We start from the raw sequence: 24,518 nt of genomic DNA on the forward strand, positions 1-24,518 counted from the left end.
CTATCTCTCACTCTCTGGGATTTCGCGAATCAGTTTTGCCGGGTTGCCAGCAACGACTGACCATGGAGGTACATCTTTGGTTACTACCGAATTTGCGCCGATAACAGCACCTTCACCGACAGTTACGCCCTTAAGCAGACTGCAGCCAAAACCAATCCAAGCCTTATCACCAATTCTTACTGGAGCAACCTTTACGCAGTCCCAAAGCTTAATGCCCTGAAACGCATTCATCTCAACGTCATGACTCCGCTCTGAAAATTTAAGGCTATGTGAATTGTGATCAGAAATTGTGACATCCCATGAAATCATCACATCATTGCCGATCACCAAACGATCGGCGACTGTAAATAAACCTCGACCCACAAAAGTCCTGTCTCCGATCTCTATAGAAGCGCCTTCCCTTTCATAAACCATCTCCGCACGAATAAGGGATTTTTCACCCACCTTAAAAATCCCCCCATGATATGGACGAATGCGCCAGAAATTGACACGACTCCCCTCGCCCACCTCACAAACTTTCAATTTCCGCGACAGCAATACCCTAAAAATCATCGCCAGAGTATTACGAACAATTTCTTTCAATTTCATCATGTCAATAAATCTAAGTAATTTTCCGTAGGCGACTTACACATTCAGTTCTCAACCAAACCCACGCCCTATTTACCAATCTGTACTGGCCGCTAAGTTGTTTTTTTACTTTTGCGTAACTAACCCTACTGCATTCAATAGTTGATGGGTAAACAAATTTTTCAACATTAAATGAGGGAGCGGCGTCTTCTTGGGAGCATTCAATTTTGCAGTGCGTACCCGAACCATCGTGCCCAATGTTTTTCACTAATGTTTCAGGCGGATACACGACCAAACCATCCGCACAGAAGACACTGAAGTACCACCGAATCCCCCATGAATCAGATTTACCGTTAAGTTGCTTCCTTAACCTTCTGCTATATGGGTATGAACCATCTAAGTCGAAAGATTTCTGCCGTTTTGAATCGGAAAAGATTTTGGCAATCTCGACCTCTGAAACACCAAAATTCTTCCAAGCCCTACCCCATGTTGCCCACCCCCAAGTGGATGTAATTGGCAATAGCTGTGCTTCATTTTCGCCGCACATTTCAATGGGAAACATGTAACCCGAAACCTGCATCACCTTCGCCTCATCGGCATATCGCACCAGCGCAGCATTCAGATAGCTCAAAAACACCGGCGACACTACCAAGTCATCTTCAACCACAACAACCCGACCAAAACGTTCGCAAAGCTGCGTTACCCCCTCAATCACCGAATTTGCCAATCCCCAATTCCGATCTCGCTCAATCACTGTTTTATTCGGATGCGGCCAGTCACGCACAAGTTTGCGGGTCTCTTCCACCTGCGCAGCCTCCCCTTCATGCCGCGCCCCATCGCAATAGATAAACAACGGGCTCTCTAAAAATTCCGCATTCTGCGCCAACGACTCCAACGTCCGCTTCGTGTGTTCGGGGCGTTTGAAGGTAAAAAGGGCAATCGGGGAAAATGAATCAAGCATTTATCAAACGCCCCCATGTTCGCTCAAATAACGCAGAAATTGATTCGCCCACATTACCTGCCACTTCATCCCCCACCTCACCTGCCACCTTAGCTCCTGCTTTTTTAAGAAATGCTTGTACGACAGAGCGAAAGTCAATGCCTTGATATCCTTTGCCACGCAACCTCGTTACCACCTCTGCTCGCTCTTCCTGTGGAATCAATGATTCAATTAGATCTGTCAACGCCGATCGCTTGATGCGTGCAACATTTCCCGAGAATGACCCATCGGAGAGATGTCCAAGTTGGCGAATGCGATGACGCAAACGATCCATGGTTAATGGATGAGGAACTTCAATCAAATAGATATCTCCATCGCAGGCCAAGAGTGGATTTATTAAGATGTTACGCAATTCCTGCTTTCCAGCATTTGCGTCACCAGCCTCACGCAAAGCAGCCTGGTAGAGCAATGTTCTAGCTTTCGCTTTAGTAACGCGCAACTTCTCAACCAACTCAAACTCGTCTGGCGATTGAGTCAAATACCCCAATTGCTTCAAAGCATTAAAGGCAGCCACTTCATGTTCCACCGCTTTAGAAGCGCCGAACACAGGATTGGCATGCGGTGAAAATAGCAACTCAAGTGCCACTCGCATATTCGTAGCAGAGGCATCAGCGATTAATGAATTAATATTTGATGCATTCATTTTTTTAGCAACCCTTTAACAATCACCTTCAGATAGGGCCACGCCCAATAAATCGGCCATAGAACACCCGCATGGCGTTGCGTAAATACACGCCATGAATTCAACGGGAGGCCTTTTGGGCTAAGCATCTTTTTGAGGCGGATAGACACAGGCAGAGACGCATCATTGAATGAACCCGTCGCTGGGTTGTTTGAACACGTTCCAACATAACCAGGCATTACCCAAGATGAGAAACCCGCATAATTTGCGCGTAACCCGTAATCCAAATCGCCCATAGCATGAGCGAAAGCGGGTTCCATGCCGCCAATCGCGCTCGCCACTTCATGCGGGATCAACACGCAATTTCCATTCATCGCTTCGCACTGAACTGGCGTCTCACTTGGTGCAATTAACTTAAAGGCCGTTGGCCTCCATTTGCTTGGCCGAACCACGCCACCATAAGAAAGCCGCCCACTTACCTCGTCGTGCGTAGAGCCCACAACAATCACGCCTTTATTTACTGATGTAGTGAGCTGCACTGAGGTGAAAAGTAACGATTTCAGCGCAGTTGGATAAAGCAAAGTATCATCGTTAAGCCACAGATAATAGTCAAATCCCTTGTCTATAGCCGCATCAAACGCTACTCGCATCCCACCATTCCAGAAAAGATTGCCATCGCCCTTGATGACCGTCACCTGCGGATAGCGCTCACGAACAGCTAGCTCTGTACCATCCGTGCTGCCGTCATCAACCAAGAAAACGTCAAGTGAGAAACCTTCTGACAGCGTGTTTTGAAAAAGTGCATTCAGGCAGGCCAGTGTTTTGGCTTTGCGGTTATGGCAGGAAATTAATGATGCAACTCTCTTCACTTTCATACCAACTATGAACGCTTAAAATTACTAGGGTTTATAGCGACTTCAGCAAACCTACGGCCTAATACATGGCCGAAGAGACGCATTGCCAGATAAAGGTAAAGCAACACGGGCAACACCCCTGCAGTGAAAGTTGACTGACTTGTTATAAGTAATGATAAGAGTCCAAAGAGCGTAGCCATAAATAACACCCCACGCTCCCCCCTTAGTGTTTTCAGTTTTTTTATCACATACCCTGAAAGTAGCCCGAGCACCAAAATCAGTGGCATTGCAAAAATACCATATGCAAACCACAACTCGGAAACAATACCTGTCCTAATTCCAAAAGTGGTATTCCAAATTGCAGACCATGCGTGCGCACTATCAAGTGAGGTCAGCTCACCTTTATCCAACCCGATAAGCGTCAACATCAAATTGTTCGTCATTGCAGCAATTGTGCTTGTTGCCCAAGAGTAGTTAGCGATTTCACCTGGCTCAAAAAAATTAACTGTATAAACAAAGTCTCTAAACTCAACGCCGATGAGCATCATTTTTGAATATGCATCTACATACCTTGCACTATCTTCCCCAACCCGTAGTAACAAAGTTCCGACGTACATCGTCACTAAAGAATAAGTCAATATCGGCAAAGTCTTAGTCCATGTTTTATGCTGAAGCACACGAAATGAAATGCCGATAAGGCCACCAAGCGCAATCATAGCGATGCCGCGCTTACCATCTGCCATGGAAATTAAAATGCACACAAGTGCCAGTAAGCCATACGCATACCGCCTAATGAGAACCGCCTCTACCATCGCTTTATAACCAGCATAAAGAATTGAAACAGCAATAATTACTCCATACGGGTACAACGGGCCGTAGCCAATTTCATACATTTCATCAACAATGCTACCCCCACTCAGAATAGGGATATAGCCAATTGAAATGTACATAGACAGTAACCATGAAAATGGAAAAACCATCAGGATAGTAGCTACTATTGGATGAATATTTGGTGATGGATTCTCTCCACCGTAAACAGAAGCATATTTACTTGAAAGCAGCCTCTCAAATAAATACAAACCCAGAAAGTAAAATACCGTCGCCCATAGATAAATTTGAGTAGCGACACGCATATCTAACTGACTGTAATACCCGCCCAACACCAGCGAGCTAGCAATCGTATTCAAAGTGCCAATGCAATACCATGCAAGCCATACATAACCTAGCAAACGGGAGTAGGGACATTTAACTTGCGCGATAACATACCAAGCCAGTAGCCCGGGAACAAGATTCACAGGTGATGGTAATGTTCCCTCAATTGCATCAGGAAAAATACCCTCAAGAACTAAAGGCCACATCAGGAAGATTAACCCTCCTGCCAATGCCAATAGCCACCTTATAAAAACTGAGTTTTTATTAGCACTCATTATTCAACCTTAATAGTTTGGCAGGACAGCCAGCTGCAATTGATTTCTTGGGGAAAGTGGTCGCCAGAACTGCACCGGCACCAATCACACTGCCCTCACCAATGCTGACACCTTTTAATACAATCGCTCCCGTCCCAATGAATACGTTATCTTCGATAATGACTGGAGCACTCTTTATATCTTGCTGATTGTTGTTAAACCTTCTCCCCTCTGGCTTAATTGCGTGAAAGTCGGTATCAGCGATAGTTACATTTGCGCCTAGCAAACACTCTCGTCCCATCTTCACACTTAGTGCAGCACATATAGATCCACCACTGATTCCCGTATCCTCGCCAATCAAAATTTCTGCATGGGGTTGTAACGTGCGCAACACCACGGGGTGATTAACACCCAACGCAGTAAAGCGACTATCAGAACATAATGTCGCACGATCCCCAATATAGATGCGTGACTTCTCAGCCATGCTAACGATAGGCATTCCATAAAAACGAACATTTTTCCCCAGCTCTACCCCAAGCGCACGCAAGCGGATAGGGACCGTGATCTGCCACCATGTTTTTAATATTTTCAACCAAACTCTCGTGATCAGTTGCATATCAAGTCCTACTCAATGCGGCTTTACGCTTATGTACAAGAACCGCTCTGTATAACAAGACACTTAAGATTAGCTCTCCAATCGCAGCTCCCAATACTGCACCTTGAACACCTAACTGCTTCAACAAAAACACTGTGCAAATAATGGCCACGACCGCACTCCACAGGTTATCAAACATGATGCGTTTGAACTCCTTCATTACCTGTAACACTACACTCGTACCGGCGCGGGAAAATTGAAAAATCAGTACAAGACACCATGCCAGTATCAGTGGTGCAATATCTTGGTATTTATTTCCAACAATGATAGCCAGAATTTCGCCCCCCCAAAATGCACAAAACAATGTGTACATCATTGCAAATAGAATAAAAGCCAGCGCCACGTATTCGCTTGTCTTGAACATCTTATTAATATTTGTAACGCGAAGTGTGGCTAGTCTTGGCATTAGAATCTGATTTGCCGCTGTAACTAAAAATAATGCTGGCGTGATCAATAATTTAGCTGCATTTGCCATACCAACAGCCGCAGGCCCCGCAATAAGTGCTGTTACATAAATGTATGCTTGTGATTGGCTCCATATCACAACTCCCCCACCTAGCGCCCATACGCCACCGCGCCATGCCTCCTTCCAGTCCAAAATAACCTTATTAGCGGTCACCAAAGACAATGGCAGTTTGACAAGCAACAGGCCAACAAGCACCCCAACTAGATTACTCATCGCAAAAATCCAAAGCGCACCAGTTGCAGATACGTCAGATGCGCCGTGATGCCAAACCAATAGTGAAGCAAGCATTACTATCGCAATGGCCGAATTCACAATTAATGCCCAAACCTCTTTCCTCGCTGTATAAGCATGACGAACAAAAAAATCTTTTAGCAAGTATGCTAAACAGGATGCTAAAACTGCCACAAGTGAGCCCACATACTCATTCAGCAACGGCCACACCAGCTTACCTACGCCCAATATCGCAAGCGCTGGCATTGCAGTCAATACACAAAAGATTAGCAATGCAGCCAACATACGCGCTGCATATAGAAGTCTCTCTTCGGGTGCTTTTTCTGGCACATGTACAACCATTTGAGTCAGAAACAACGCATTACCAACGCCAGCGTAAAAAAGAACAATCGCAAAGCCAATTCCATAAAGACCAAATTCCGTTGGGGACAACACTCTGACTAAATAGAGCCCTAGTGCGAAGTTGGCACCACTGCTTATCACTTGATTCAGTACGCTAATAGAAAGAGATCGAGCCATGCCACTCAAACTAGCCTTTGCGTTTTGTATGGCACGGCCGAATCGACTCAAAGCGCTCATTGATATTTGATTCCCATATTGCCGCGACTTGCAGCTTCGATGCTTAAACCTGATTCAGCATCTTTAGTAACCCTGAGGCGAGAGCTGCCGACCACATGATTATTTCGAGCTATGTTGTACTTCGGCATACCCGGCTCATCTTCCAAAATACTAGATAAGTGGGGGTAACGATCTGTGTAAGGACTTTGCTGGTAAGGCACGGCCTCAAGCCATTTTTGTATCGTATCTTTTTTCTCTACCGAAGCAGCACGCTTCCATTTCTTTCCGCGTGCATCAAGGTAAATAGATATTTCGCCATTTCGGAACGTGTTGCCCTCAATCAGGTTATCTCGTCCACCTCCGATGAATACGGATTCGTATAAATCATCGAACTGATTGCCACTCACCTCGATGCCGCTGGCTTGGTCGTCCAGATACACTCCCTTTACTTTCCCCCACAAAACATTGTGCGGGATTTCGTATAGGTGATTTTGTGAGATGACGGTGCCGCGTGCTGTCCAATCCCTACCCGTGTAGATAGCGCCTGCATCACCCGTTTCTTGACATACGTTGAAAATCTCGTTCTTAGATATCAGGTGATCATTACCTGTAAATAGGATGGCGGTGTGTGCACTGTCTGAAATGGTGTTTCCCACTGCGCGGTTGCCCACACCAGTTAATAGCACGGCAGGTTGATAGGTGCGCGAAACTTGTGCAAAGCGGCGAATGGAGCTGCGCTCTGTATAAAGATTGGCAGTGGTAAGTGTTTGACGATCTCCACCTTGTAAAACAATTGCGCCTTCGCCGATATTTTCGATGTGCATGTCGGTGAGGCCATTGTCTTGCCCGCTGATGACGGCAGCTCGGTTGCCAATGTTGCGGATCGTCGAGTGAGCGATAGTAATGTGATGGCCGCCTTGCACGGTGATGGCATCACCTCGTGCGCTTTGGAGGGTGAGGTTGTTTAGGGTGATGTGGTGCGCATTGGCAATGACTAGCAGTTTTTCCAGTATCGACGCTTCAATGGATGCACCTGCGTTAATAATGGATGCAGGTGAAACCTCTCCCGTCACCCCTTGCCACTCACCCGATTGCGGTCGTGAGGTGCTTTGCGCTTCTGGAAGCCAAATGTAGAGGTTGCCTGTGGCAACATCCAAATACCATTCGCCCGGCTGGTCAAGTTCAGCGACTGCGTTCTGAATGAAGAATCGCTGACCTGCTTTGATGCCATAAGGTGGCTTAGGCTCAGTGAGTGTGATGCGTTTATTCGCAATATCGACTGATTGGATGGGTAGCGTAGTATCGGCCCAATTGTTAAACCAGTATCCAGTCGCCAGCAATTGTAGCTCGTCTGCCCAAGAAGCTAAGTTTGCCTTTTCCACGGTGAGCGTGGCGCCTTTTTCGCCATCGGGTGTGCTTCCGATGTTTGCAAAATCTTCATTGGGCCAGCGCGCGAGCGTCATCGGTTGGTTATTAAAGGTCAGAGTGAGCGCCGTTTGGTTGCCTGCATCACCGCCAAATCCGTGGCGCGATTGTTTGCCGAAATCTGTAATCCCTTGGTTTATCAAGCTGGTTTGTAAGACATGAGAGGCCGCCTCGCTTGTCAGTCGCTTCAATACTAGCTGATCGTTGACAGGCACAAAGCCGGACACAGCTCTGCCGCCAGTGATGATGACTTCGGAGTCGGGTGCGCCTTGAATAATCACGGAATTCAACGCACTTCCGCTGCAAGATTCGTCCAGTTTGATTGTGTCGCTTAGGCGGTAAATGCCAGATACGAGCTGCAACGTGATGCTTTCTTTGGGCGCGCCCGACACATCTCGAAGCTCAGGTGATTTAAGCAATGCAATAGCGCGCGCGAGACTTGCTGATACCTTGGGGTCTTTTGCCAAATCATTCAGTGTGGCACTGGCGTTTCCATCTGGACTAACCCGGATGACAATCGCATCAGCAGGGCTCGCAACAAAAATAGCCACACAGCATAAGGCTCGTAGAACTGCTTTCATCAGCGCAATTGGTAAGGCATCCAGTGAACATTCGGTTTCGCCATTACTGACAATCAGTCTTTACCAAACAGATCACGGCTATACACCTTGTCTGCCACATCTTTGATATCGTCGGTGATGCGGTTGGCTACGATGACATCGGCTTCCTGCTTGAATTGGGCAAGGTCGTTCACGACGCGTGAGTTGAAGAAGTGAGAGTCTTTCAACACGGGTTCATAGACGATGACTTCGATGCCTTTGGCTTTGATGCGCTTCATGATGCCTTGAATGCTGCTTGCCCTGAAGTTGTCGGAGCATGCTTTCATGATGAGGCGGTGGATGCCGATGATGGGTTGGCTGGATTGCCGCGCTGCGCTCGCAATGACGGCAGCGGCGATGAAGTCTTTGCGCGTGGTGTTGCTGTCCACGATGGCCTGCATGATGTTTTGCGGCACGTCGTTGTAGTTGGCCAGCAGTTGCTTGGTGTCTTTCGGCAAGCAGTAGCCGCCGTAGCCGAACGAGGGGTTGTTGTAGTGGTCGCCAATGCGCGGGTCGAGGCAGACGCCTTCGATGATCTGTTTGGTATCCAGACCGTGGGTGGCGGCGTAGGTGTCGAGTTCGTTGAAGTAGGCGACGCGCATAGCCAAGAAGGTGTTGGCGAACAGCTTGATGGCCTCGGCTTCGGTGCTGTCGGTGAACAAAACAGGGATGTCTTGTTTGACTGCGCCTTGTTGCAGCAACCCTGCGAAAACTTTGGCGCGCTCAGAACGCTCGCCGACGACGATGCGTGAGGGGTGCAGGTTGTCGTGCAAGGCGCGACCTTCGCGCAGAAATTCGGGCGAGAAGATTAAATTGCACGTTCCGAGTTCTGAGTTCTGAGTGCCAAGTGCCGAGTGCTGCGTGAACTGCGCTCTGGTTTTGGCGGTGTAGCCGACGGGGACGGTGGATTTGATGATCATCACCGCCTGCGGGTTGATGGCCATCACGTCCTTGATCACGGCTTCAATCGATTTTGTGTTGAAGTAGTTGGTCTCGGGATCGTAGTCCGTCGGGGTGGCGATGATGATGTAGTCGGCACCGGTGTAGGCTTCGACCTTGTCCAGCGTGGCCTTGAAGTTAAGTGTCTTGTGCGCAAGGTAGTGCTCGATCTCAACATCTTCGATCGGCGATTGCTTGCGGTTGAGCATCGCCACCTTCTCGGGAACGATGTCCAGCGCAACCACTTCGTGATGCTGCGACAGCAGAATAGCGTTGGAAAGGCCGACGTAGCCGGTTCCGGCGATGGCGATTTTCATAGTTTGCTCAGCATGTCCTGATACGACAGCGCCACGCCCTCACGCAGTTCGACCTTACGCTTCCAACCTAGAGCGTTGATGCGCGACACATCCATCAGCTTGCGCATGGTGCCATCCGGCTTACTGGTATCAAAGCTGAGTTGGCCTGGGTAGCCCACTACCTCCGCCACCAACTCGGCCAGTTCGCGGATTGAGAGGTCTTCGCCGCAGCCGATGTTGACCAGCGGCGGTTTTTCTTCGGTGAATAGGCTGCTGAGGGTTGCTTCACTTTGCTCTAGCAGGTAGATGCAGGCATCGGCCATGTCTTCGCTGTACAGGAATTCGCGCTTGGGCGTGCCGGTGCCCCAAACGACGACTTCCTTCGCGCCGCTGATCTTGGCTTCGTGCATCTTGCGGATCAACGCGGGCAGGACGTGGGAGTTGTTGAGGTCGTAGTTGTCGTTGGGGCCGTACAGGTTGGTCGGCATCGCGGCCATGTACTTGGTGCCGTATTGACGGTTGTAGCTGTGGCACATTTCGATACCGGCGATCTTAGCCAAGGCGTACGGGCGATTGGTTTGTTCCAGCGGGCCGGTCAGCAGGCAATCTTCGTTCATCGGCTGCGGGGCATCCTTGGGATAGATGCAGGAGGAACCCAAAAACAGCAGGCGCTGGACGTGGTTCTGCCAGGCGCTGTGGATGATGTTGGATTGGATGACGAGGTTGTCGTGGATGAATTCCGCTGGGTAGGTGTTGTTGGCGTAGATGCCACCTACGCGAGCAGCGGCCAGCAGGACGTAGTCGGGCTTCTCTTCGGCGAAGAAGCGCGCAACAGCAGCTTGGTCACGCAGCTCCAGTTCGGCATGGGTACGCACCACCAGGTTATGGTAACCCTTGGCTTGTAAGCGCCGCACTAAAGCAGACCCGACGAGGCCGCGATGGCCGGCGATGTAGATTTTAGAGTTCAGGTTCAAGATTTAGGACTCAAGGTTCAAGGTTCAAGGTTCAAGGTTCAAGGTTCAAGGTTCAAGGTTCAAGGTTCAAGGTTCAAGGGGCAAGGGGCAAGGGGCAAGGGGCAAAGCTCATGGTTCATGGGGACGATTTCTTATGCTTTGCATCAGTCCATACAACATTTTCGATATTTCCTCGCATGTGGTCAGCCACTGTCTGCCTGTTGTCGGTTCGATATAGCCAATTTCAATGCCAATGTATATCTGCGTTCTGAGCTCTCCTGCCGATCCTTTTGCATAGTTCAGGAAATTATTCAATTCCTTATCGGAATTGCGTTCGTAGCCTTCTGCAATGTTGGATGGAATGGAGAGTCCGGCTCGTGTTATCTGGTCTCGAAATCCATAATCTTTCAGTGGGGCAAGTGCTTGGTAAAGGGCAATACTTAATCGTACCGATCGTTTCCATACTTCCAGCTCTTCAAACCTAGCCATGGCCACTCCCACTTGCTCCTTGCCCCTTAAATCTAGCCCCTCACTCAATTACTCGTGATAATCCATGGTCTTGTAGCCATGATGCTTGACCAACTCGTCGCGCTCGGCAGCCTTGAGGTCTTCGCGCACCATTTCGGTGACCAGTTCTTTGAAGCTGACTTGCGGTACCCAGCCGAGCTTTTCTTTGGCTTTGGTGGCATCGCCTAGCAGGGTCTCGACTTCGGCGGGACGGAAGTAGCGTGGATCAACGGCGACGATGCATTTGCCGTTGGCGTCATAGCCCTTCTCTTCTACGCCGGTGCCTTCCCAGCGTACGTGGATGCCCAGTTCTTCGGCCGCTGCGGTGACAAATTCACGCACGCTGTATTGCACGCCGGTGGCAATGACAAAGTCTTCGGCTTGCTCTTGTTGCAGCATCAGCCATTGCATTTCGACGTAGTCTTTGGCATGGCCCCAGTCGCGCTTAGAATCCAAGTTGCCGAGGAATAGGCAGTCTTGCAGGCCAAGCTTGATGCGGGCTAACGCGCGGGTGATCTTGCGGGTGACGAAGGTTTCGCCACGCAGCGGGGATTCGTGGTTGAACAGGATGCCATTACAGGCGTAGATGCCGTAGGCTTCGCGGTAGTTGACAGTGATCCAGTAGGCGTAGAGCTTGGCCACCGCATACGGGCTGCGCGGGTAGAACGGGGTGGTCTCTTTCTGTGGGATTTCTTGGACTAGGCCGTACAGTTCGGAGGTAGAGGCCTGATAGAAACGGGTTTTCTTTTCCAAGCCAAGGATGCGGATGGCTTCGAGAATGCGCAGGGCACCCAAGGCATCGGAGTTGGCGGTGTATTCGGGTTCTTCGAAGGAGACGGCTACGTGGCTCTGAGCGGCAAGGTTGTAGATCTCGTCCGGCTGGACTTGCTGGATGATGCGGATCAAGCTGCTGGAGTCGGTCAGGTCGCCGTGGTGCAGCACGAAACGACGGTTCTTCTCGTGCGGATCTTGGTATAGGTGGTCGATGCGGTCAGTGTTGAACAAGGAGCTACGGCGTTTGATGCCGTGCACGATGTAACCTTTACCCAACAACAGTTCCGCCAGATAGGCGCCGTCCTGACCGGTCACGCCGGTGATTAACGCTACTTTACTCATCTTCATTTCCAATCGATTTAAATTCAATTCTGGGTCGCACTCAAGCCGCTAATACAACGACTTGATGCTTGTTCATTTCAGAAAGCTCCAACACATGGAGTAGCACAACCGCCCCTCCCCCTGCGCAAACCTTTCATCACTATCCGTGGATAGTAACGCAAACCACTTAATCGACCTAGATTTCTGGAGCTAGATCGATCCATTCTATCCAGTCCAATAATGCCTATCCCATCAACTACGCTTATAAATATCTTCAAATCGCATGATGTCATCCTCCCCCAAGTAGGCGCCTGTTTGAATCTCGATCAGCGACAAGGGAATGTCTCCGACGTTTTCAAGACGATGCTTGACCCCGACGGGGATATAGATCGACTCATTGGCCGCCAACAGTCGCTTGGAGCGCCCGACCGTCACGTTGGCTAAGCCTTCAACCAAGACCCAGTGCTCGGCACGATATTGATGGAGCTGCAATGACAATTTTTGTCCTACGTTCACAACGATGCGCTTGACTTGATAATGCCGCCCTTGATCGATGCCTTCGTAATATCCCCAAGGACGATAAACTTTGCGATGCACTAAGTGCTCGGTGCGCTCAGCCTGCTTTAGATACTCGACCGCCTGCTTTACGTTTTGTGAGTGATCTTTGTGGGCGACCAAGACGGCATCGGCTGTTTCGACGATGACCATGTCTTCTAAGCCCATCGCTACGACCATGCGACTTTCGGCTCGAATGTAGGTGTTTTTCGTCTCAGGTGCGAACACGTCACCGCGCTTGACGTTGCCATCTTCTCCAGATTCGACGGCATCAGCCAGCGCTTCCCATGAGCCCACGTCGGACCAACCGATGTCCACTGACACCATCAACGCCTGCTTGGTGTGCTCCATGACGGCATAGTCGATCGAATCCGACGGGCACGCTGCAAACGCGACTTCATCGATGCGACAGAAATCCAAGTCACTACTCGCTTGCTTAACGGCTTGCTCGCACGCGAGGTGCATCTCGGGCCGATGACGCTTCAGCTCCTCCAAATAGACGGCCGCCTTGAACACGAACATGCCGCTATTCCAACAGTAATTGCCAGTTGCGAGGAAGCTCTCAGCGATTTCTGCGCTCGGTTTTTCAACGAAGCGCGCGACGGCATAGCTCCCCTCTTCTCCTGCAACGGGTGTTCCTTTTTCGATATATCCGAATCCTGTGGCAGGCGCATCGGGCTGAATCCCGAAGGTCACCAAACCACCGCGCTCAGCCAAGCGTACCGCTTGCTCGATAGCCTGATGGAACGCTGGGACATTTTCCACTAGATGATCCGCAGGTAACACTAACAGCATCGCATCGGCATCCTTAGCCAGGGCCGAGAATGCAGCGATGGCGACAGCCGGTGCCGTATTCTTCCCCATCGGCTCTAACAACAGGGAACTGGGCACAACGTCAATTTTGCGCAGTTGCTCAGAAGCGAGGAAGCGATGGTCGGCGTTGCACACTACGATGGGAGATGCCAGATCAGGCAACCCCGAGAGGCGAAGCACAGTCTCCTGAAACATCGTAAAACTGGTCACTAATGGCAAAAACTGTTTGGGCAACGCCGCGCGGGACATCGGCCACAGGCGAGTTCCAGAACCACCTGAAAGCACTACGGGGAAAAGCATCTACAAACTCCAATACGTATTCAGACAAAATGCCTAGTCAAAAACCCAACTAAAACAAGCCCACGATACTCACCAAGCGTAAATATCATGAGGCCTACGACACGCAAGATCTCAGCCACGACCGCAACGTTCGCTCAAGCGACGTGAGAGCACTGAACCACGATGAGATGAGAACTTGGCAACGGGGATGAGCACAAACCATGCCGCACCGAATTTATCAGATTTGGGGGTGCACAAACATATGCCTAAGGATATAGAACTACCTATATAGCAAGGTAGGGTTGACGCCAGAGATGGCCTACTTAAAATCTCAACGCAACAGTTAGCCGTTCGGTGTCGCGCTGCGTGATGCGCACCTATACGGGGAAAATTCTTCGCCAAGGAACCGATATGGTGCTCCGGTGCTGAGTTATGCCCTATTGGCCCAAATCATGCAGTGGGTTCTTAGCTGTGGAGGTGACCATGCGTCGCGCAGATATATTGGCTCTATCTGCTTTAGAAGCTGTCTGGCTTTGGATTTGTCTTTAGCTAGGCAGGCAAACTTGGCGTAGTGATTAAGGTTCCAAGGGTCTGGATATTTTCTAACAATGTCATCGAAGCCACGCCTCATTTGTGGCCACGTCGCTAGTGATTTGACGAATATCTCATTGCTAAACTGAACCTGCGAAGCGTACCAATAGATTCTCGCGTACATGCCGCTGCCCTCTTGCTGCTGAGTTCTTTTGACCGCATTCTGAGCAAAACTTTCGACTTCGCGGAGTCCACCATGCCACTTTGGTAATAAATATTGAAGTGCAGAGAAGTATGTCTGATAAAACAGAGGTTCCTTATCTAGGGCCTCGTTTAGCAAAGCATCAAATTCCCTATACGACCAATTCTCAGCACGCGATACGGTCAGCATCGTCACGTACCAGTTGGGATCAGACGCAGCGACTGACTTATGCTGCTCTAGTTCGATTCGTGCTTTAGCAATGTATTTCTTATAGGGAGCCCATGACTCCGGCTTAACTGTATCTGCATATCCATCGCCACGATATGCCCATCCATGGCTGATCAGAGCTTGTCCGTAGGCAATATGAGCCGACGGTGAGTTAGGGGATTGCCGCATCCATTTCCGGATCTTCTTTTCTAGAGGATGGAATTTCGATTCAGCTTTACCACCCTCTGTTGCAGCGTCAATGGCCTGCTGAATGCCACAATAAAACATTGTGAGCTTCCAAAGTCCGCTTGAGGTTCGGCTCTTTTCCATTCGATAGATATTTGAAATCCTATCTAATTCGGCGAAATCGCCGTCCATAAAGCTCTGCTGAGCTGCATAAGAAATTAGGTTGCTTTCCTCTAGATCACTTACGTTTGCGGCATTGGAGTGCTGTACGAACACAAGGCCGAGAAAGATGGAGAGCCAAATATGAAGAAGCCGCATGGTGAGCAATTCAGCGAAAGTGACCTGTTCAGTTTCAAGTCAGCAAGCTTGGCTGTCAATATGCCTAAGGATATAGGCCACCTATGCATCCCATGAATGAAGTCTCCCGCCACTAAGCGCGTAAACGCGTTGTAGTGGGGGGGCTTCTTGGGTCAACGACCAGAGCGTGGGAGTGTTACCACCACCACGACTTACCAAGGTCTCACCAAGCGTAGGTCGCGTTTCCGCAACCGGTTCGGAGCCTTCCGCCCCTACCTTGATCCTTGTGATCCTGCACCGTTTCTTTTCTTTCTGAACACACTTCCCAGACAATAATTGCCGGACACCGCGCATGGCAATAACCTTTGCCGCGTTGTGATCCGCATGGTCGGTGTTCCCGCAGCTTAGGCAGACGAATTCGGATTGAGATACCCGATTGTCCTGGTGAACGTGGCCGCACGCGGCACATTCCTGCGAAGAATAAAACGCTGGCACTTCGATAACCAGCTTGCCTTGACGGCGAGCCTTGTACTGCAAATATAGCCTCGTCTGTCCCCATGTGGAAGCCAGAATGGATTTGTTGAGGCCCGACTTGGCCGCAGCGCCATTCTTAATCCAGCGACCTTGCTCATCCTGCTTTGGCTTGGCCTTCGCGGTCATGTTTTTGACCTTGAGCGCCTCGAACACGAACAGTTTATAGCGTGGCTCGGCAGCAAGAATATGACTGGTCTTATGAGCTACATCCCTCCGCACATCGGCACCATACCGCTGATAACGCGCCACCTTGCGCTTCGCCTTGACCCAACCCGCAGAACCTTTGGTTCGGCGCGCCTGACGGCGTTGCCAGCATTTTTTGTGTCGCTCTTGAGCAAGCAGGCGTTTGTCTTGAACTTCTGAAAATCCGAATTGCTGGTAATCGCTCCCGGCCAACGGCAAAGTAACGCCACGATCCAGCCCGGCAGTCATCTTGCGCAATTCTGCTTCGTCAAACTGGATTAGCCAGTCGGTTGTGTCTTTGTCGGTTGGTTCCTGAATACCATCATCGTAGTTAAACGAAACGTGCCAACGCCCTGCATGAATACTGATGTGCAGTGAGGCGGGAAGTTTGTAGTCCTTGTGCGCCTTGAACATCAAAATCCCAACAGGGAATTTCTTGGTTCCGAGATAAAGCTGGTGACCGGTGATTTTGCCAGTCTCGGTATCGGTAACTGGCACAAACTTGAACAATTCCGAAGTAAGCCAGACAGCTTGTTTACCGTGCTTCTTGTGTATGACTGGACGACCGCCCAGCTTGGAGAAATAACGACCATACGCCTGCTTCCACAGCACCGCGCCATTGCGCAGCAAGACGCTAGGCACTTCGGACAAATATGGCGTTAAGTCAGTTTTGAACTGGCTGTATTGTTGGTCTATCGGGGCATACTGCCCGACGTGCTGCAAAGATTTCTGCGCAAAGCGGCGGAAATACTGGTCTTCGCGCACCTTGGAATTGTAGATATTCCGCTGGCAACCGATCCACCGCAACAGGGTTTGCTCCTGAGCAGAAGTAGGATAACAACGAAATTTATTTCCTATTTGCATAGATGATATACTACCACAACTACTTAGGGCGCAAGCATGGAACACAATAATAAATCAAGTTCTCACGCAGTTTATAACATTAAGCTACATATCGTTTTTGTGACCAAATACCGCCGTAAAACACTTACGCCGGAAGTGCTGGAATACCTCAAAACTGCCTTTGGAGAAATACTCGATGGATGGCGTTGCAAGCTGATTGAATTCGGCGGCGAGCCAGACCATGCGCACCTCTTGGTTGATATCCATCCGGCACTGGATATATCGGTACTAATCAACAATCTCAAGACGGCCAGCGCACGCAGAACAAGAAACAGGTTTGCCGAACATTTGGTAAAGTTTTACTATGCCAAGCCATTGTTCTGGCATCGGGCCTACTTCGTCGGCTCAGTTGGCGGCGCTACGCTTGAGACGATTCGAGCATACGTGGAAGCACAGGGTACAGCTGAGCACACAAGAAAGTCAGCGGCAATAGCCAAGTCAAATACAAAACCGTCCGCTTGACCCCCTGCTGGCGCAAGGCCGGTTCGGAACTCACCTAGCAAGGGGAATGCGCGGACAAGCATTCAGCGAACACACCCAATAGAAATTGCGCGTTTTGCAACACATCTCAAGGACAAAACCCAGGCGTCCGAGATCGTGCTAAAAGCTGCTCTGACATTGGCCTAGAAAAAACTTGCACCCGCGCCGTTTCTAGTTGAGCCGGAACTCTCCTTGCTCGCCCCCGAGAGTTTAGCCGTGCACTGTATCTATTCGCACACGCGGTAGATGCATGACCCAAAAACTCCGAAACCTCAGTGGTGGATGCCCCAAAAGATCGTAAATCTGACGCCACGCCACATCGGAATGCCTTTGGAGTTATCCCAATACCAAACAGGCGTTCCGACAGATTGGTAATCGTCTGTCGAAAGTTGTTCTTCGCTTTTCTTTCGGCACAGGCTCGCTCCCAATTTGTCATGTCCTCGGTAAAAGGAAGCGAGAGCCGAACCGTGCCAGCGAGCGATCTCAGTCTTGAATCAGATGTGCGTATATACCTCATCGAGGTTGAGTCATCCCCTGCCCGCATTTTTGCGGTTTTCACTCCGAGAATGCAATCCCCTGACTCAGTCAAAGTAATGACAACCCCACTCAACAATTCTTCAGTTCGACACCCACAAATTGACTGAACTAGGACGCAATCGTAATACTTAGATCGAGACATTTTCTTGACCAACTCTTCACGCCAATTTGGGTGGTAACGCTCCAGCAGAGCGAGCTTTTCTCGCCAAAAATCGAATGGCTTTTCCTTCTCGGAGTCGATCTTTTTATGGCTAGATTTCAATTCACTAACAATCCGAAAGTCGGTGGCAATCGAGTCGCGGATTCTAGCCAGCGCTACTGCATCCGAGATCAGAACTGCTCGCTTAGTTCTTAATAATATGTACCGTTCAATCGCAGCCACAACGACGTTTCGGGAGCTTTGATTTTCGACATAGTAGTGAAACTCTGTTCCTGAAAGTCGAGCCGATTCCCGGGCGGCTGCGTAGTGCCGGTATGCACTCTGGTAAGTCAACAAAGTTGATCGCTTGATCTCGCTTTGCAGATGCCATTCGATCTCTTTTTTTCGGATAATCTCAATCGCAGTATCCAACTTCTGCCGCTGATGAGAATCGCCCACCTGCTCTTCTTGATGAGCAGCGTTTAGAGAAAATATTCCATCATCGTATGATGACATTTACGGACACCTCACAATTATTGCAACTCGTATTAATTTATTCGAGCTGCAATTTTTTTGAAACTCATTTCTTGTGACCTTAGTTGAAGTCGATAGGCACCTCGAGAAACAAAGCCTCTGCATCTGCTAGTTGATGGATGAGTTTTTTGGATATGTTCCAGGTGAGCGACAGCCGCCTGTTTCTGGATCAGACGTCGATCAACACGTGCATGAAACGGCTGATTGCGGTGTCGGCCAATGACCGCATCCTTGATGCGCGGCGAATGAGCAACTGGCTCGTCAAGGCGTTGTCATTCGATGCGAGCAGTTGGTTGAACCGAGTCTGGTCACAGAGACGAACCAGCCGATTGGGCAAGTAGAAAATATCGTCGTGGAGCAGATCTCAACACAGAGGGACTGGCGTCCAGAGATGCGTCTCGAATGGGCGAAAAAACTGAGTGCTGACGTGTGCAGATACCGCTTACTTCGGAGCCATCAGTGAGCTAACGCGCCATCCCATGAGATGGCATCAATGGGCGCGTTCAGCACTTGCAAGGATATCGACTCCGCATTGATGAATTACTCGACGAACCAGTTTTGCACCCGTAGGTTTTCAAAGTGAGCGAAGTCATTTACATTGCGCGCAACCAAAGTCAACTGACTAGCAAATGCAATCGACGCTATTTCGCCATCCGCAAAGGGAATCGCAACGCCCTGTTTTGACAACCTGCCTCGCTCTTGCGCCAACCATTCCGCTGCATTTTTCTCATATGGCAAAATATCCAAACCAGCCACTTCAAGAGAATTTAAATACCCAGATAAATTTGTCTTGCGCTTTGAGTCAGCCATGCGCGCAAACCCAAAATGGAGCTCATGCCAAACCGTCACCGCAGTACAAAACTGACCACTATGTTGGCTCAACTTTTCCAGTACATTTTGATTAGGTTCCGCTTTTGCAGGTTCGGAAAAAATATTAGTGTCCAACAAAAACTTCATTCCCAAACAAAATCTCGCGCAGGCGAACGATCACGCAAACTGTCAACTTCATCACTCGTCAAATCTAGACTTGTATTCGACTCTCGCCACCTCATCATGGCTGAGAACACACCCTTGCCAGCCTGAAAATGCTGCTGATAGCGCTCGACAGAAACCAGAATCGCCACCACTTTCCCATGCCGAGAAATTCGAACATCCTCCCCAGCCTCGGCGGAATGAATCAATTTAGGCAAGTGGTTTTTTGCCTGTGCAATCGTGCTAATTTCCATAGAAACCTCCGCCGAGATAAGTTATAGCCACATGATAGTTATCCAATCCAGCAATGTAAACACATCAATCGCTCCGCTGTCATTGCGATGACCAGTCACTTGGCAGCTTGCATAAAACCACTGGATTGCCGCGTTGCACTCGCAATGACAAACCGAACCTAAGCTCAATAAAATCCCTCACTACGCTGGCAGAAGCAATCACTTGCCGCATATTTACGGCTTAGTGAGATGGCTAGTTCGCTTCAACGAATGCGGGCACGGCGCCTAAATTAATAAGTAGCGTTCCACTCAAACGTCTGGCCTCGGTTTGCTCAGCCGAACTCATGCGCAGTCGCACGACTTCCCGATCCCTCGCCAAGATTCTAGCCAGCTCGGGCTTGGATTCGTGTTTGATCGCAAGCGTGAACCAAGCGAATGCCGCAGGATCGTCCCACATCGGCGAGCCTAGTTCTGAGTGAAGATAAGCCAGTTCGACCTCAGCTAAGTGGCTCCCCTTCTGCGCTGCGGCAAAAAAATGTGCGGCTGCTTCTTCGTATTTCCCCTCATTCCTGAGACTGATGCCGCGCTGATAAACAGCCGAGGGCGAATCCGATTCGGTGGACGTGACCGGCGAAGTGCTCGGGCTCTTCTCCTGCTTCGACTCGCCCAAAGTTGCCGAGCCAGTTGTTTGAAGTGGAGCCTCCGCTGCCAAGGCGTTGTCCGCCAAGAACATCATCCAAGCGCAGACGCAAATGATCGATCGCAAGCGGCTCATAGTCTAGCCTCTGGCTTCGCAAGTGCCTGTAGCACAGCCTTAAGCAAGGTCCAACACTGTGCTACCGAAGCGATCTCGACACGCTCCCCTGGCGCATGCGCTCCACGGATGTCTGGGCCGAACGAGATCATGTCTAGGTGTGGGTGGCTCGCAGCGAGCAGGCCACATTCAAGTCCAGCATGGATCACTTGCAGTGAAGCGGGCTGACCGAACTCTGTCGAGTAAACTTTTTGGCACAAAGCAAGCAAGTCCGAAGATGGATTCGGCGTCCAGCCCGGATAGGCACCGTCCTTCCGTGCTTGCAAACCAAATTGAGCGGCATGCTCGACCAGCTCATCGGCAAATCGACTGGCGCGAAGGTCATGCAAGGAGCGGACTTTGAACGTCGCGCCGAACGCGCCCTGCTCCAAGGTCACCACACCGAGGTTGCTCGACGTATCCGTGACCCCGAGGAAATCATCACTGCGACGCGCTACGCCATTGGCGACGGATTCGATGAAATTCAGCAGGCGGTGACTTTCCTGCGCATCGAGCGCTGCCTCTCTCGAGCTGTCGAGCAAGTCAGCACGCAACGCTAGCGCGGGCTCCACCTCGGCATAACGCGGCTGCCAGCCATCCAGCAACTGACGGACAAACTCATCCAGTTTAGCCACATCAACGGCAGGCATAGCACACACGGCAAACGCCTCACGCGGGATCGCATTCCTTGCGGTTCCGCCCCGCAGCTCGATCAAGCGCACATCGGTAAGCTTAGACAAAGCGCTTAGCGCCTCGGCCAATAACTTGATGGCATTGCCGCGCCCGAGGTGAATATCGATCCCTGAGTGACCGCCACGCAAGCCAGACAGCTCCAGCCGTACCGCGATATAGGCAGAGGGCAAATCGTGCAGCGGAGATGCATGGTGAACCTCCACGTCCACGCCACCCGCGCAACCCAAATAGAAATGCCCCCACTCCTCTGTGTCTAGATTGATGAGCTGCGTGCCTTGCAAGGTGCCGGGCACCAGTCCACGCGCGCCGTCCATGCCTGATTCTTCATTGATGGTGAGCAACACTTCAAGTGGCGGATGAAGCAAATCTGGCTCTTCCAGCGCAGCCAGTGCAAGCGCCACGCCGATGCCATTGTCCGCGCCCAGCGTCGTTTGTTCTGCGATCACCCAGCCATCGCGCACAACGGCATGGATGGCGTCACGCTCGAAGTCATGCTCCGTTCCGCGATTGGCTTGGCACACCATATCGAGATGGCCCTGCAAGACAACGCCTGGCACAGACTCATATCCCGGACTCGCGGGCTTCCGCAAGATCAAGTTCCCTACGCTATCGACGACCGTTTCGATGCCGCGTTCCTGTGCCCAACGAATCAAATGATCGCGCAGCGTCGCTTCACGCAGGGAGGCACGCGGGATCGCACATAACGTAGCGAAGTGGGCCCAGACCGGGCGAGGTTGTAAGTTTTCAAAGGAAGATGACATATTCGATCCTGCTAGATGGTCAGCGTCCCAGCCGAGCAGGCCGGTTCCACTTCAAGTTTGTCCAGCATCGGCTGGAGATCAAGGCCGGTGCGAGCTTCGAACGCTTTCGCTCGCTCCTTCAGCTCTGCGAGAGTTAGTTTGACCTCGTCGCCTGTTGCAGCGATTGCGATGGTGTTGCCACTCTTGCATTTTGGAAATCTCACCGCACGGCCCTCGAATGCAGATTCGATGTAAGCGTAACCGCCTTTGTAGTTGTGACTCAGGCCGATGAGATTGACCACCAAGAGCCCTTGGTCGCTCAGGCGAAGACGGCAATTCTGATAAAACGGCTGGGTATTCAAATCGCCAGGATGGGCGAACTCATTGAAACCATCCACCAAAATCAAATCGTAGGGTGTTCCAGCGAGTTGGACGAAGTCAACGCCGTCACCCACGACGATGTTCAATCGTGTCGGATCATCCGGCAGTTCAAAATGCTCACGCGCCGCCGCCACGACGCGCGGTGATATTTCCACCACGGTCAAATGGGCTTGCGGGCAGTGTCGATACAAGAACTTGGTCAGCGAGCCCGTCCCCAAGCCGATCAGCAATATACGGCGTTGTGACTTTGCTTCACGCAGGAGCAACGCGGCCATCATCACTTGCGTGTATTCGAGCACCAGATCCCACGGCTGGGCGATGCGCATCGCACCCTGAACGCACTTCGACTCGAAGCACATCGTGCGCAGTCCGTCCCGCTCTTGTATGTCGATGATGAATTCCATAGGCTGCGGATTATCCTGTGTGCCGTAAAACCCCGCCGTTCAGGGCGGGGAAATAAGGCGCGGATGCCATAGGCATCCTTGCTTTTTAGTTGTTTCCTAAATTGGCGATTCCTGTTGTTCGATATATTGCTTGATGATGCTGATTGGAGCGCCGCCACATGAAGAAGCAAAGTATGAGGGCGACCACAATACATTTTTCCAGTATCTCCTTTTCAAGTCTGGCCTCTCCTTGCGCAGCAATCGGCTGGACACACCTTTCAGGCTGTTCACCAGCACAGACACCGCCAGCTTTGGCGGATACTCCACCAGCAGATGCACATGGTTGTCTTCTCCATCCATTTCCACCAAGGACGCCTCCATGTCTTTGCAAACCTTGCCGAACATTCGGCGCATCCGGTCTATGGCATCGCCGTCAAACACCTCGCGGCGGTATTTCGCCACAAAGACCAAGTGGACATGCATCTTGAAAACGCAATGCCTGCCATGTCTAATTTCGTTGTCTTTTTCCATAGACCAAGTATAATTTAGCCATGAAACGCTTGCAAGCATTCAAATTCGAGTTGCAGCCCAATGGCGAACAAGTCCGCTCTATGCGTCGTTTTGCCGGGAATGTTCGCAAGGTTTGGAACCTTGCGCTGGACAAGCAGCAGAAAAATCATGACGCAGGGGAAAAGTTTTCCAATGCCTTTGGGATGAATAACTGGCTTCCAGCATGGAAAGCCGAATATTCATACCTAACGGAATCCCCATCTCAAACACTTCAGCAGGTCACGGGCGATCTGGCGCGTGCCTATAAGAATTTCTTCGAAAAGCGTGCAGCCTTCCCAAGATTCAAGAAGAAAGGCCAATCCGATAGCTTCCGCTTTCCGCAAGGGTTCAAGATTGACCAGGTCAACAGCCGCATCTTCCTGCCGAAACTCGGCTGGATTCGCTATCGCAACAGTCGGGAGATTCTAGGTGTAGCCAAGAACATCACGGTGTCGGCCAACGGCGGCAAGTGGTTTGTGAGCATCCAGACCGAGCGCGAGGTTGAACAGCCAATGCATCCGGCCGCACGCATCGTCGGCATCGACGTGGGTATCGCGCGTTTTGCAACCTTGTCCGATGGTAGCTACATCGAACCGCTCAACATCTTCAGGAAGCACCAGCAAAGGCTTGCCCGGTATCAACGGGCCATGTCTCGCAAGACGAAGTTCAGTAGCAACTGGAAGAAGGCGAAAGCCCGCGTCCAGAAGATTCACACGCGCATCGCCAATGCTCGCCGCGACTTCCTGCACAAGACCACGACCACAATCAGCAAAAACCACGCGATTGTGTGCATCGAGGACTTGCAGGTACGGAATATGTCCAAGTCCGCAGCAGGCAGCAGCGATTCGCCAGGGCGCAACGTGAAGGCTAAATCTGGCCTGAATAAATCCATCCTCGATCAGGGGTGGTTCGAGTTCAGGCGGCAATTGGAATACAAACAGGTTTGGCTGGGCGGCGACGTGCTGGCGGTTCCCGCACGCAACACCAGTCGGACGTGTCCGGCCTGCGGCCATGTATCGGCAGATAATCGCCAGACACAAGCCAAGTTTGCGTGTGTGGATTGCGGCTATGAGAATAACGCCGATATGGTCGGCGCTATCAATGTTTTAGAGCGAGGGCATCGCTTGTTAGCCTGTGGAGAATTGGCGCAGTCAGGCCGTTCCGTGAAGCAGGAACCCGCCGAAGTGACTCAGGAGGTGGCTCAATGCCACGCCTGAGCGC

25 protein-coding genes are annotated in these 24,518 nt (G+C 50.7%); 3 read left to right on the forward strand and 22 right to left on the reverse strand.

The window, feature by feature from the left end; genetic code table 11:
- From OYT1_RS07245 to OYT1_RS07315, 15 genes are all read right to left on the reverse strand, one after another.
- A complete protein-coding gene (locus OYT1_RS07245; protein WP_232013141.1) occupies positions 1-591 on the reverse strand; it encodes an acyltransferase in 591 nt (196 codons plus the stop codon).
- A gap of 10 nt (positions 592-601) precedes the next feature.
- Positions 602-1,528: a hypothetical protein gene (locus OYT1_RS07250; RefSeq protein ID WP_062627595.1), complete on the reverse strand. Its 927-nt coding sequence runs from the start codon at positions 1,526-1,528 to the stop codon at positions 602-604.
- On the reverse strand, positions 1,521-2,210 hold the full coding sequence (locus tag OYT1_RS07255; RefSeq protein ID WP_062627596.1) for a hypothetical protein: 690 nt from the start codon (positions 2,208-2,210) through the stop codon (positions 1,521-1,523). Before OYT1_RS07255 ends, OYT1_RS07250 begins: the two co-directional genes overlap by 8 nt.
- Positions 2,207-3,064, reverse strand: a complete 858-nt coding sequence (locus tag OYT1_RS07260) for a glycosyltransferase family 2 protein (protein WP_062627597.1) — start codon at positions 3,062-3,064, stop codon at positions 2,207-2,209. Before OYT1_RS07260 ends, OYT1_RS07255 begins: the two co-directional genes overlap by 4 nt.
- 5 nt (positions 3,065-3,069) lie before the next feature.
- Positions 3,070-4,470 carry a hypothetical protein gene (locus OYT1_RS07265; RefSeq protein ID WP_062627598.1) on the reverse strand — a complete coding sequence of 467 codons (1,401 nt, stop codon included), beginning with the start codon at positions 4,468-4,470 and terminating at the stop codon, positions 3,070-3,072.
- Complete coding sequence (locus OYT1_RS07270) at positions 4,460-5,065, reverse strand: acyltransferase (RefSeq protein WP_062627599.1); 606 nt, start codon at positions 5,063-5,065, stop codon at positions 4,460-4,462. The genes OYT1_RS07265 and OYT1_RS07270 overlap by 11 nt, the downstream gene beginning before the upstream one ends.
- Position 5,066: 1 nt before the next feature.
- Complete coding sequence (locus OYT1_RS07275) at positions 5,067-6,320, reverse strand: lipopolysaccharide biosynthesis protein (protein WP_172588521.1); 1,254 nt, start codon at positions 6,318-6,320, stop codon at positions 5,067-5,069.
- 56 nt (positions 6,321-6,376) lie between these two features.
- Entirely contained in the window at positions 6,377-8,335 is a 1,959-nt protein-coding gene (locus OYT1_RS07280) for a right-handed parallel beta-helix repeat-containing protein (RefSeq protein ID WP_172588522.1), read from the reverse strand.
- Positions 8,336-8,418: 83 nt separating this feature from the next.
- Positions 8,419-9,639, reverse strand: coding sequence for a nucleotide sugar dehydrogenase (locus OYT1_RS07285; RefSeq protein ID WP_062627602.1), 1,221 nt, complete (start codon positions 9,637-9,639; stop codon positions 8,419-8,421).
- A complete protein-coding gene (locus tag OYT1_RS07290) occupies positions 9,636-10,592 on the reverse strand; it encodes a GDP-L-fucose synthase family protein (RefSeq protein WP_062627603.1) in 957 nt (318 codons plus the stop codon). Before OYT1_RS07290 ends, OYT1_RS07285 begins: the two co-directional genes overlap by 4 nt.
- 108 nt (positions 10,593-10,700) lie before the next feature.
- Entirely contained in the window at positions 10,701-11,060 is a 360-nt protein-coding gene (locus OYT1_RS07295; RefSeq protein ID WP_062627613.1) for a four helix bundle protein, read from the reverse strand.
- Between the two features lie 48 nt (positions 11,061-11,108).
- Positions 11,109-12,194 carry a GDP-mannose 4,6-dehydratase gene (gene gmd / locus OYT1_RS07300; protein ID WP_062627604.1) on the reverse strand — a complete coding sequence of 362 codons (1,086 nt, stop codon included), beginning with the start codon at positions 12,192-12,194 and terminating at the stop codon, positions 11,109-11,111.
- A gap of 231 nt (positions 12,195-12,425) precedes the next feature.
- Positions 12,426-13,841, reverse strand: coding sequence for a mannose-1-phosphate guanylyltransferase/mannose-6-phosphate isomerase (locus OYT1_RS07305; protein ID WP_062627605.1), 1,416 nt, complete (start codon positions 13,839-13,841; stop codon positions 12,426-12,428).
- A 409-nt stretch (positions 13,842-14,250) separates the two neighbouring features.
- A complete protein-coding gene (locus OYT1_RS07310) occupies positions 14,251-15,264 on the reverse strand; it encodes a DUF4034 domain-containing protein (RefSeq protein WP_062627606.1) in 1,014 nt (337 codons plus the stop codon).
- 81 nt (positions 15,265-15,345) lie between these two features.
- Positions 15,346-16,824 (reverse strand): RNA-guided endonuclease InsQ/TnpB family protein, encoded by a 1,479-nt coding sequence (locus OYT1_RS07315; protein ID WP_119283504.1) that lies wholly within the window; start codon positions 16,822-16,824, stop codon positions 15,346-15,348.
- 36 nt (positions 16,825-16,860) lie between these two features.
- Here OYT1_RS07315 and tnpA (OYT1_RS07320) point away from each other — a divergent pair, with 36 nt between their 5' ends.
- Positions 16,861-17,325, forward strand: coding sequence for an IS200/IS605 family transposase (tnpA, locus tag OYT1_RS07320; protein ID WP_119283506.1), 465 nt, complete (start codon positions 16,861-16,863; stop codon positions 17,323-17,325).
- Between the two features lie 106 nt (positions 17,326-17,431).
- Here the strand turns inward: tnpA (OYT1_RS07320) and OYT1_RS07325 are convergent, their stop codons facing one another.
- Positions 17,432-18,535, reverse strand: coding sequence for a site-specific integrase (locus tag OYT1_RS07325; protein ID WP_062627701.1), 1,104 nt, complete (start codon positions 18,533-18,535; stop codon positions 17,432-17,434).
- 137 nt (positions 18,536-18,672) lie between these two features.
- On the opposite strand from OYT1_RS07325, the gene OYT1_RS07330 reads away from it, so the two are divergent.
- The gene (locus tag OYT1_RS07330; RefSeq protein ID WP_062627700.1) at positions 18,673-18,894 is read left to right on the forward strand and encodes a hypothetical protein; all 222 of its coding nucleotides are present in this window, start codon (positions 18,673-18,675) and stop codon (positions 18,892-18,894) included.
- Positions 18,895-19,093: 199 nt separating this feature from the next.
- Here the strand turns inward: OYT1_RS07330 and OYT1_RS07335 are convergent, their stop codons facing one another.
- The 6 genes from OYT1_RS07335 to tnpA (OYT1_RS07360) form a co-directional block, all read right to left on the reverse strand.
- Entirely contained in the window at positions 19,094-19,510 is a 417-nt protein-coding gene (locus OYT1_RS07335) for a type II toxin-antitoxin system VapC family toxin (RefSeq protein ID WP_232013142.1), read from the reverse strand.
- Positions 19,507-19,779 (reverse strand): type II toxin-antitoxin system Phd/YefM family antitoxin, encoded by a 273-nt coding sequence (locus OYT1_RS07340; protein ID WP_062627698.1) that lies wholly within the window; start codon positions 19,777-19,779, stop codon positions 19,507-19,509. Before OYT1_RS07340 ends, OYT1_RS07335 begins: the two co-directional genes overlap by 4 nt.
- Positions 19,780-20,011: 232 nt before the next feature.
- The gene (locus tag OYT1_RS07345) at positions 20,012-20,533 is read right to left on the reverse strand and encodes a hypothetical protein (protein ID WP_145983686.1); all 522 of its coding nucleotides are present in this window, start codon (positions 20,531-20,533) and stop codon (positions 20,012-20,014) included.
- On the reverse strand, positions 20,530-22,005 hold the full coding sequence (locus tag OYT1_RS07350; RefSeq protein WP_062627696.1) for an aminoacyl-histidine dipeptidase: 1,476 nt from the start codon (positions 22,003-22,005) through the stop codon (positions 20,530-20,532). The genes OYT1_RS07345 and OYT1_RS07350 overlap by 4 nt, the downstream gene beginning before the upstream one ends.
- An 11-nt stretch (positions 22,006-22,016) precedes the next feature.
- Positions 22,017-22,769 (reverse strand): fused MFS/spermidine synthase, encoded by a 753-nt coding sequence (locus OYT1_RS07355; protein ID WP_062627695.1) that lies wholly within the window; start codon positions 22,767-22,769, stop codon positions 22,017-22,019.
- A gap of 96 nt (positions 22,770-22,865) precedes the next feature.
- Positions 22,866-23,279, reverse strand: a complete 414-nt coding sequence (gene tnpA, locus OYT1_RS07360) for an IS200/IS605 family transposase (RefSeq protein WP_084612086.1) — start codon at positions 23,277-23,279, stop codon at positions 22,866-22,868.
- Positions 23,280-23,299: 20 nt separating this feature from the next.
- Here tnpA (OYT1_RS07360) and OYT1_RS07365 point away from each other — a divergent pair, with 20 nt between their 5' ends.
- Positions 23,300-24,514, forward strand: coding sequence for an RNA-guided endonuclease InsQ/TnpB family protein (locus OYT1_RS07365; RefSeq protein WP_062627693.1), 1,215 nt, complete (start codon positions 23,300-23,302; stop codon positions 24,512-24,514).
- The last annotated feature ends 4 nt before the right edge of the window (positions 24,515-24,518 follow it).

The organism is Ferriphaselus amnicola (genome assembly GCF_000974685.2).
Taxonomy (GTDB): Bacteria; Pseudomonadota; Gammaproteobacteria; order Burkholderiales; family Gallionellaceae; genus Ferriphaselus; species Ferriphaselus amnicola.

Excerpts from the sequence above, each read along its gene's own strand:
- OYT1_RS07245 (WP_232013141.1), bottom strand. The coding sequence starts at position 591 with ATGATGAAATTGAAAGAAATTGTTCGTAATACTCTGGCGATGATTTTT.
- OYT1_RS07250 (WP_062627595.1), bottom strand. The coding sequence starts at position 1,528 with ATGCTTGATTCATTTTCCCCGATTGCCCTTTTTACCTTCAAACGCCCC.
- OYT1_RS07255 (WP_062627596.1), bottom strand. The coding sequence starts at position 2,210 with ATGAATGCATCAAATATTAATTCATTAATCGCTGATGCCTCTGCTACG.
- OYT1_RS07260 (WP_062627597.1), bottom strand. The coding sequence starts at position 3,064 with ATGAAAGTGAAGAGAGTTGCATCATTAATTTCCTGCCATAACCGCAAA.
- OYT1_RS07265 (WP_062627598.1), bottom strand. The coding sequence starts at position 4,470 with ATGAGTGCTAATAAAAACTCAGTTTTTATAAGGTGGCTATTGGCATTG.
- OYT1_RS07270 (WP_062627599.1), bottom strand. The coding sequence starts at position 5,065 with ATGCAACTGATCACGAGAGTTTGGTTGAAAATATTAAAAACATGGTGG.
- OYT1_RS07275 (WP_172588521.1), bottom strand. The coding sequence starts at position 6,320 with ATGGCTCGATCTCTTTCTATTAGCGTACTGAATCAAGTGATAAGCAGT.
- OYT1_RS07285 (WP_062627602.1), bottom strand. The coding sequence starts at position 9,639 with ATGAAAATCGCCATCGCCGGAACCGGCTACGTCGGCCTTTCCAACGCT.
- OYT1_RS07295 (WP_062627613.1), bottom strand. The coding sequence starts at position 11,060 with ATGGCTAGGTTTGAAGAGCTGGAAGTATGGAAACGATCGGTACGATTA.
- gmd (WP_062627604.1), bottom strand. The coding sequence starts at position 12,194 with ATGAGTAAAGTAGCGTTAATCACCGGCGTGACCGGTCAGGACGGCGCC.
- OYT1_RS07305 (WP_062627605.1), bottom strand. The coding sequence starts at position 13,841 with ATGCTTTTCCCCGTAGTGCTTTCAGGTGGTTCTGGAACTCGCCTGTGG.
- OYT1_RS07310 (WP_062627606.1), bottom strand. The coding sequence starts at position 15,264 with ATGCGGCTTCTTCATATTTGGCTCTCCATCTTTCTCGGCCTTGTGTTC.
- OYT1_RS07315 (WP_119283504.1), bottom strand. The coding sequence starts at position 16,824 with ATGCAAATAGGAAATAAATTTCGTTGTTATCCTACTTCTGCTCAGGAG.
- tnpA (WP_119283506.1), top strand. The coding sequence starts at position 16,861 with ATGGAACACAATAATAAATCAAGTTCTCACGCAGTTTATAACATTAAG.
- OYT1_RS07325 (WP_062627701.1), bottom strand. The coding sequence starts at position 18,535 with ATGTCATCATACGATGATGGAATATTTTCTCTAAACGCTGCTCATCAA.
- OYT1_RS07330 (WP_062627700.1), top strand. The coding sequence starts at position 18,673 with ATGAGTTTTTTGGATATGTTCCAGGTGAGCGACAGCCGCCTGTTTCTG.
- OYT1_RS07335 (WP_232013142.1), bottom strand. The coding sequence starts at position 19,510 with ATGAAGTTTTTGTTGGACACTAATATTTTTTCCGAACCTGCAAAAGCG.
- OYT1_RS07340 (WP_062627698.1), bottom strand. The coding sequence starts at position 19,779 with ATGGAAATTAGCACGATTGCACAGGCAAAAAACCACTTGCCTAAATTG.
- OYT1_RS07345 (WP_145983686.1), bottom strand. The coding sequence starts at position 20,533 with ATGAGCCGCTTGCGATCGATCATTTGCGTCTGCGCTTGGATGATGTTC.
- OYT1_RS07350 (WP_062627696.1), bottom strand. The coding sequence starts at position 22,005 with ATGTCATCTTCCTTTGAAAACTTACAACCTCGCCCGGTCTGGGCCCAC.
- OYT1_RS07355 (WP_062627695.1), bottom strand. The coding sequence starts at position 22,769 with ATGGAATTCATCATCGACATACAAGAGCGGGACGGACTGCGCACGATG.
- tnpA (WP_084612086.1), bottom strand. The coding sequence starts at position 23,279 with ATGGAAAAAGACAACGAAATTAGACATGGCAGGCATTGCGTTTTCAAG.
- OYT1_RS07365 (WP_062627693.1), top strand. The coding sequence starts at position 23,300 with ATGAAACGCTTGCAAGCATTCAAATTCGAGTTGCAGCCCAATGGCGAA.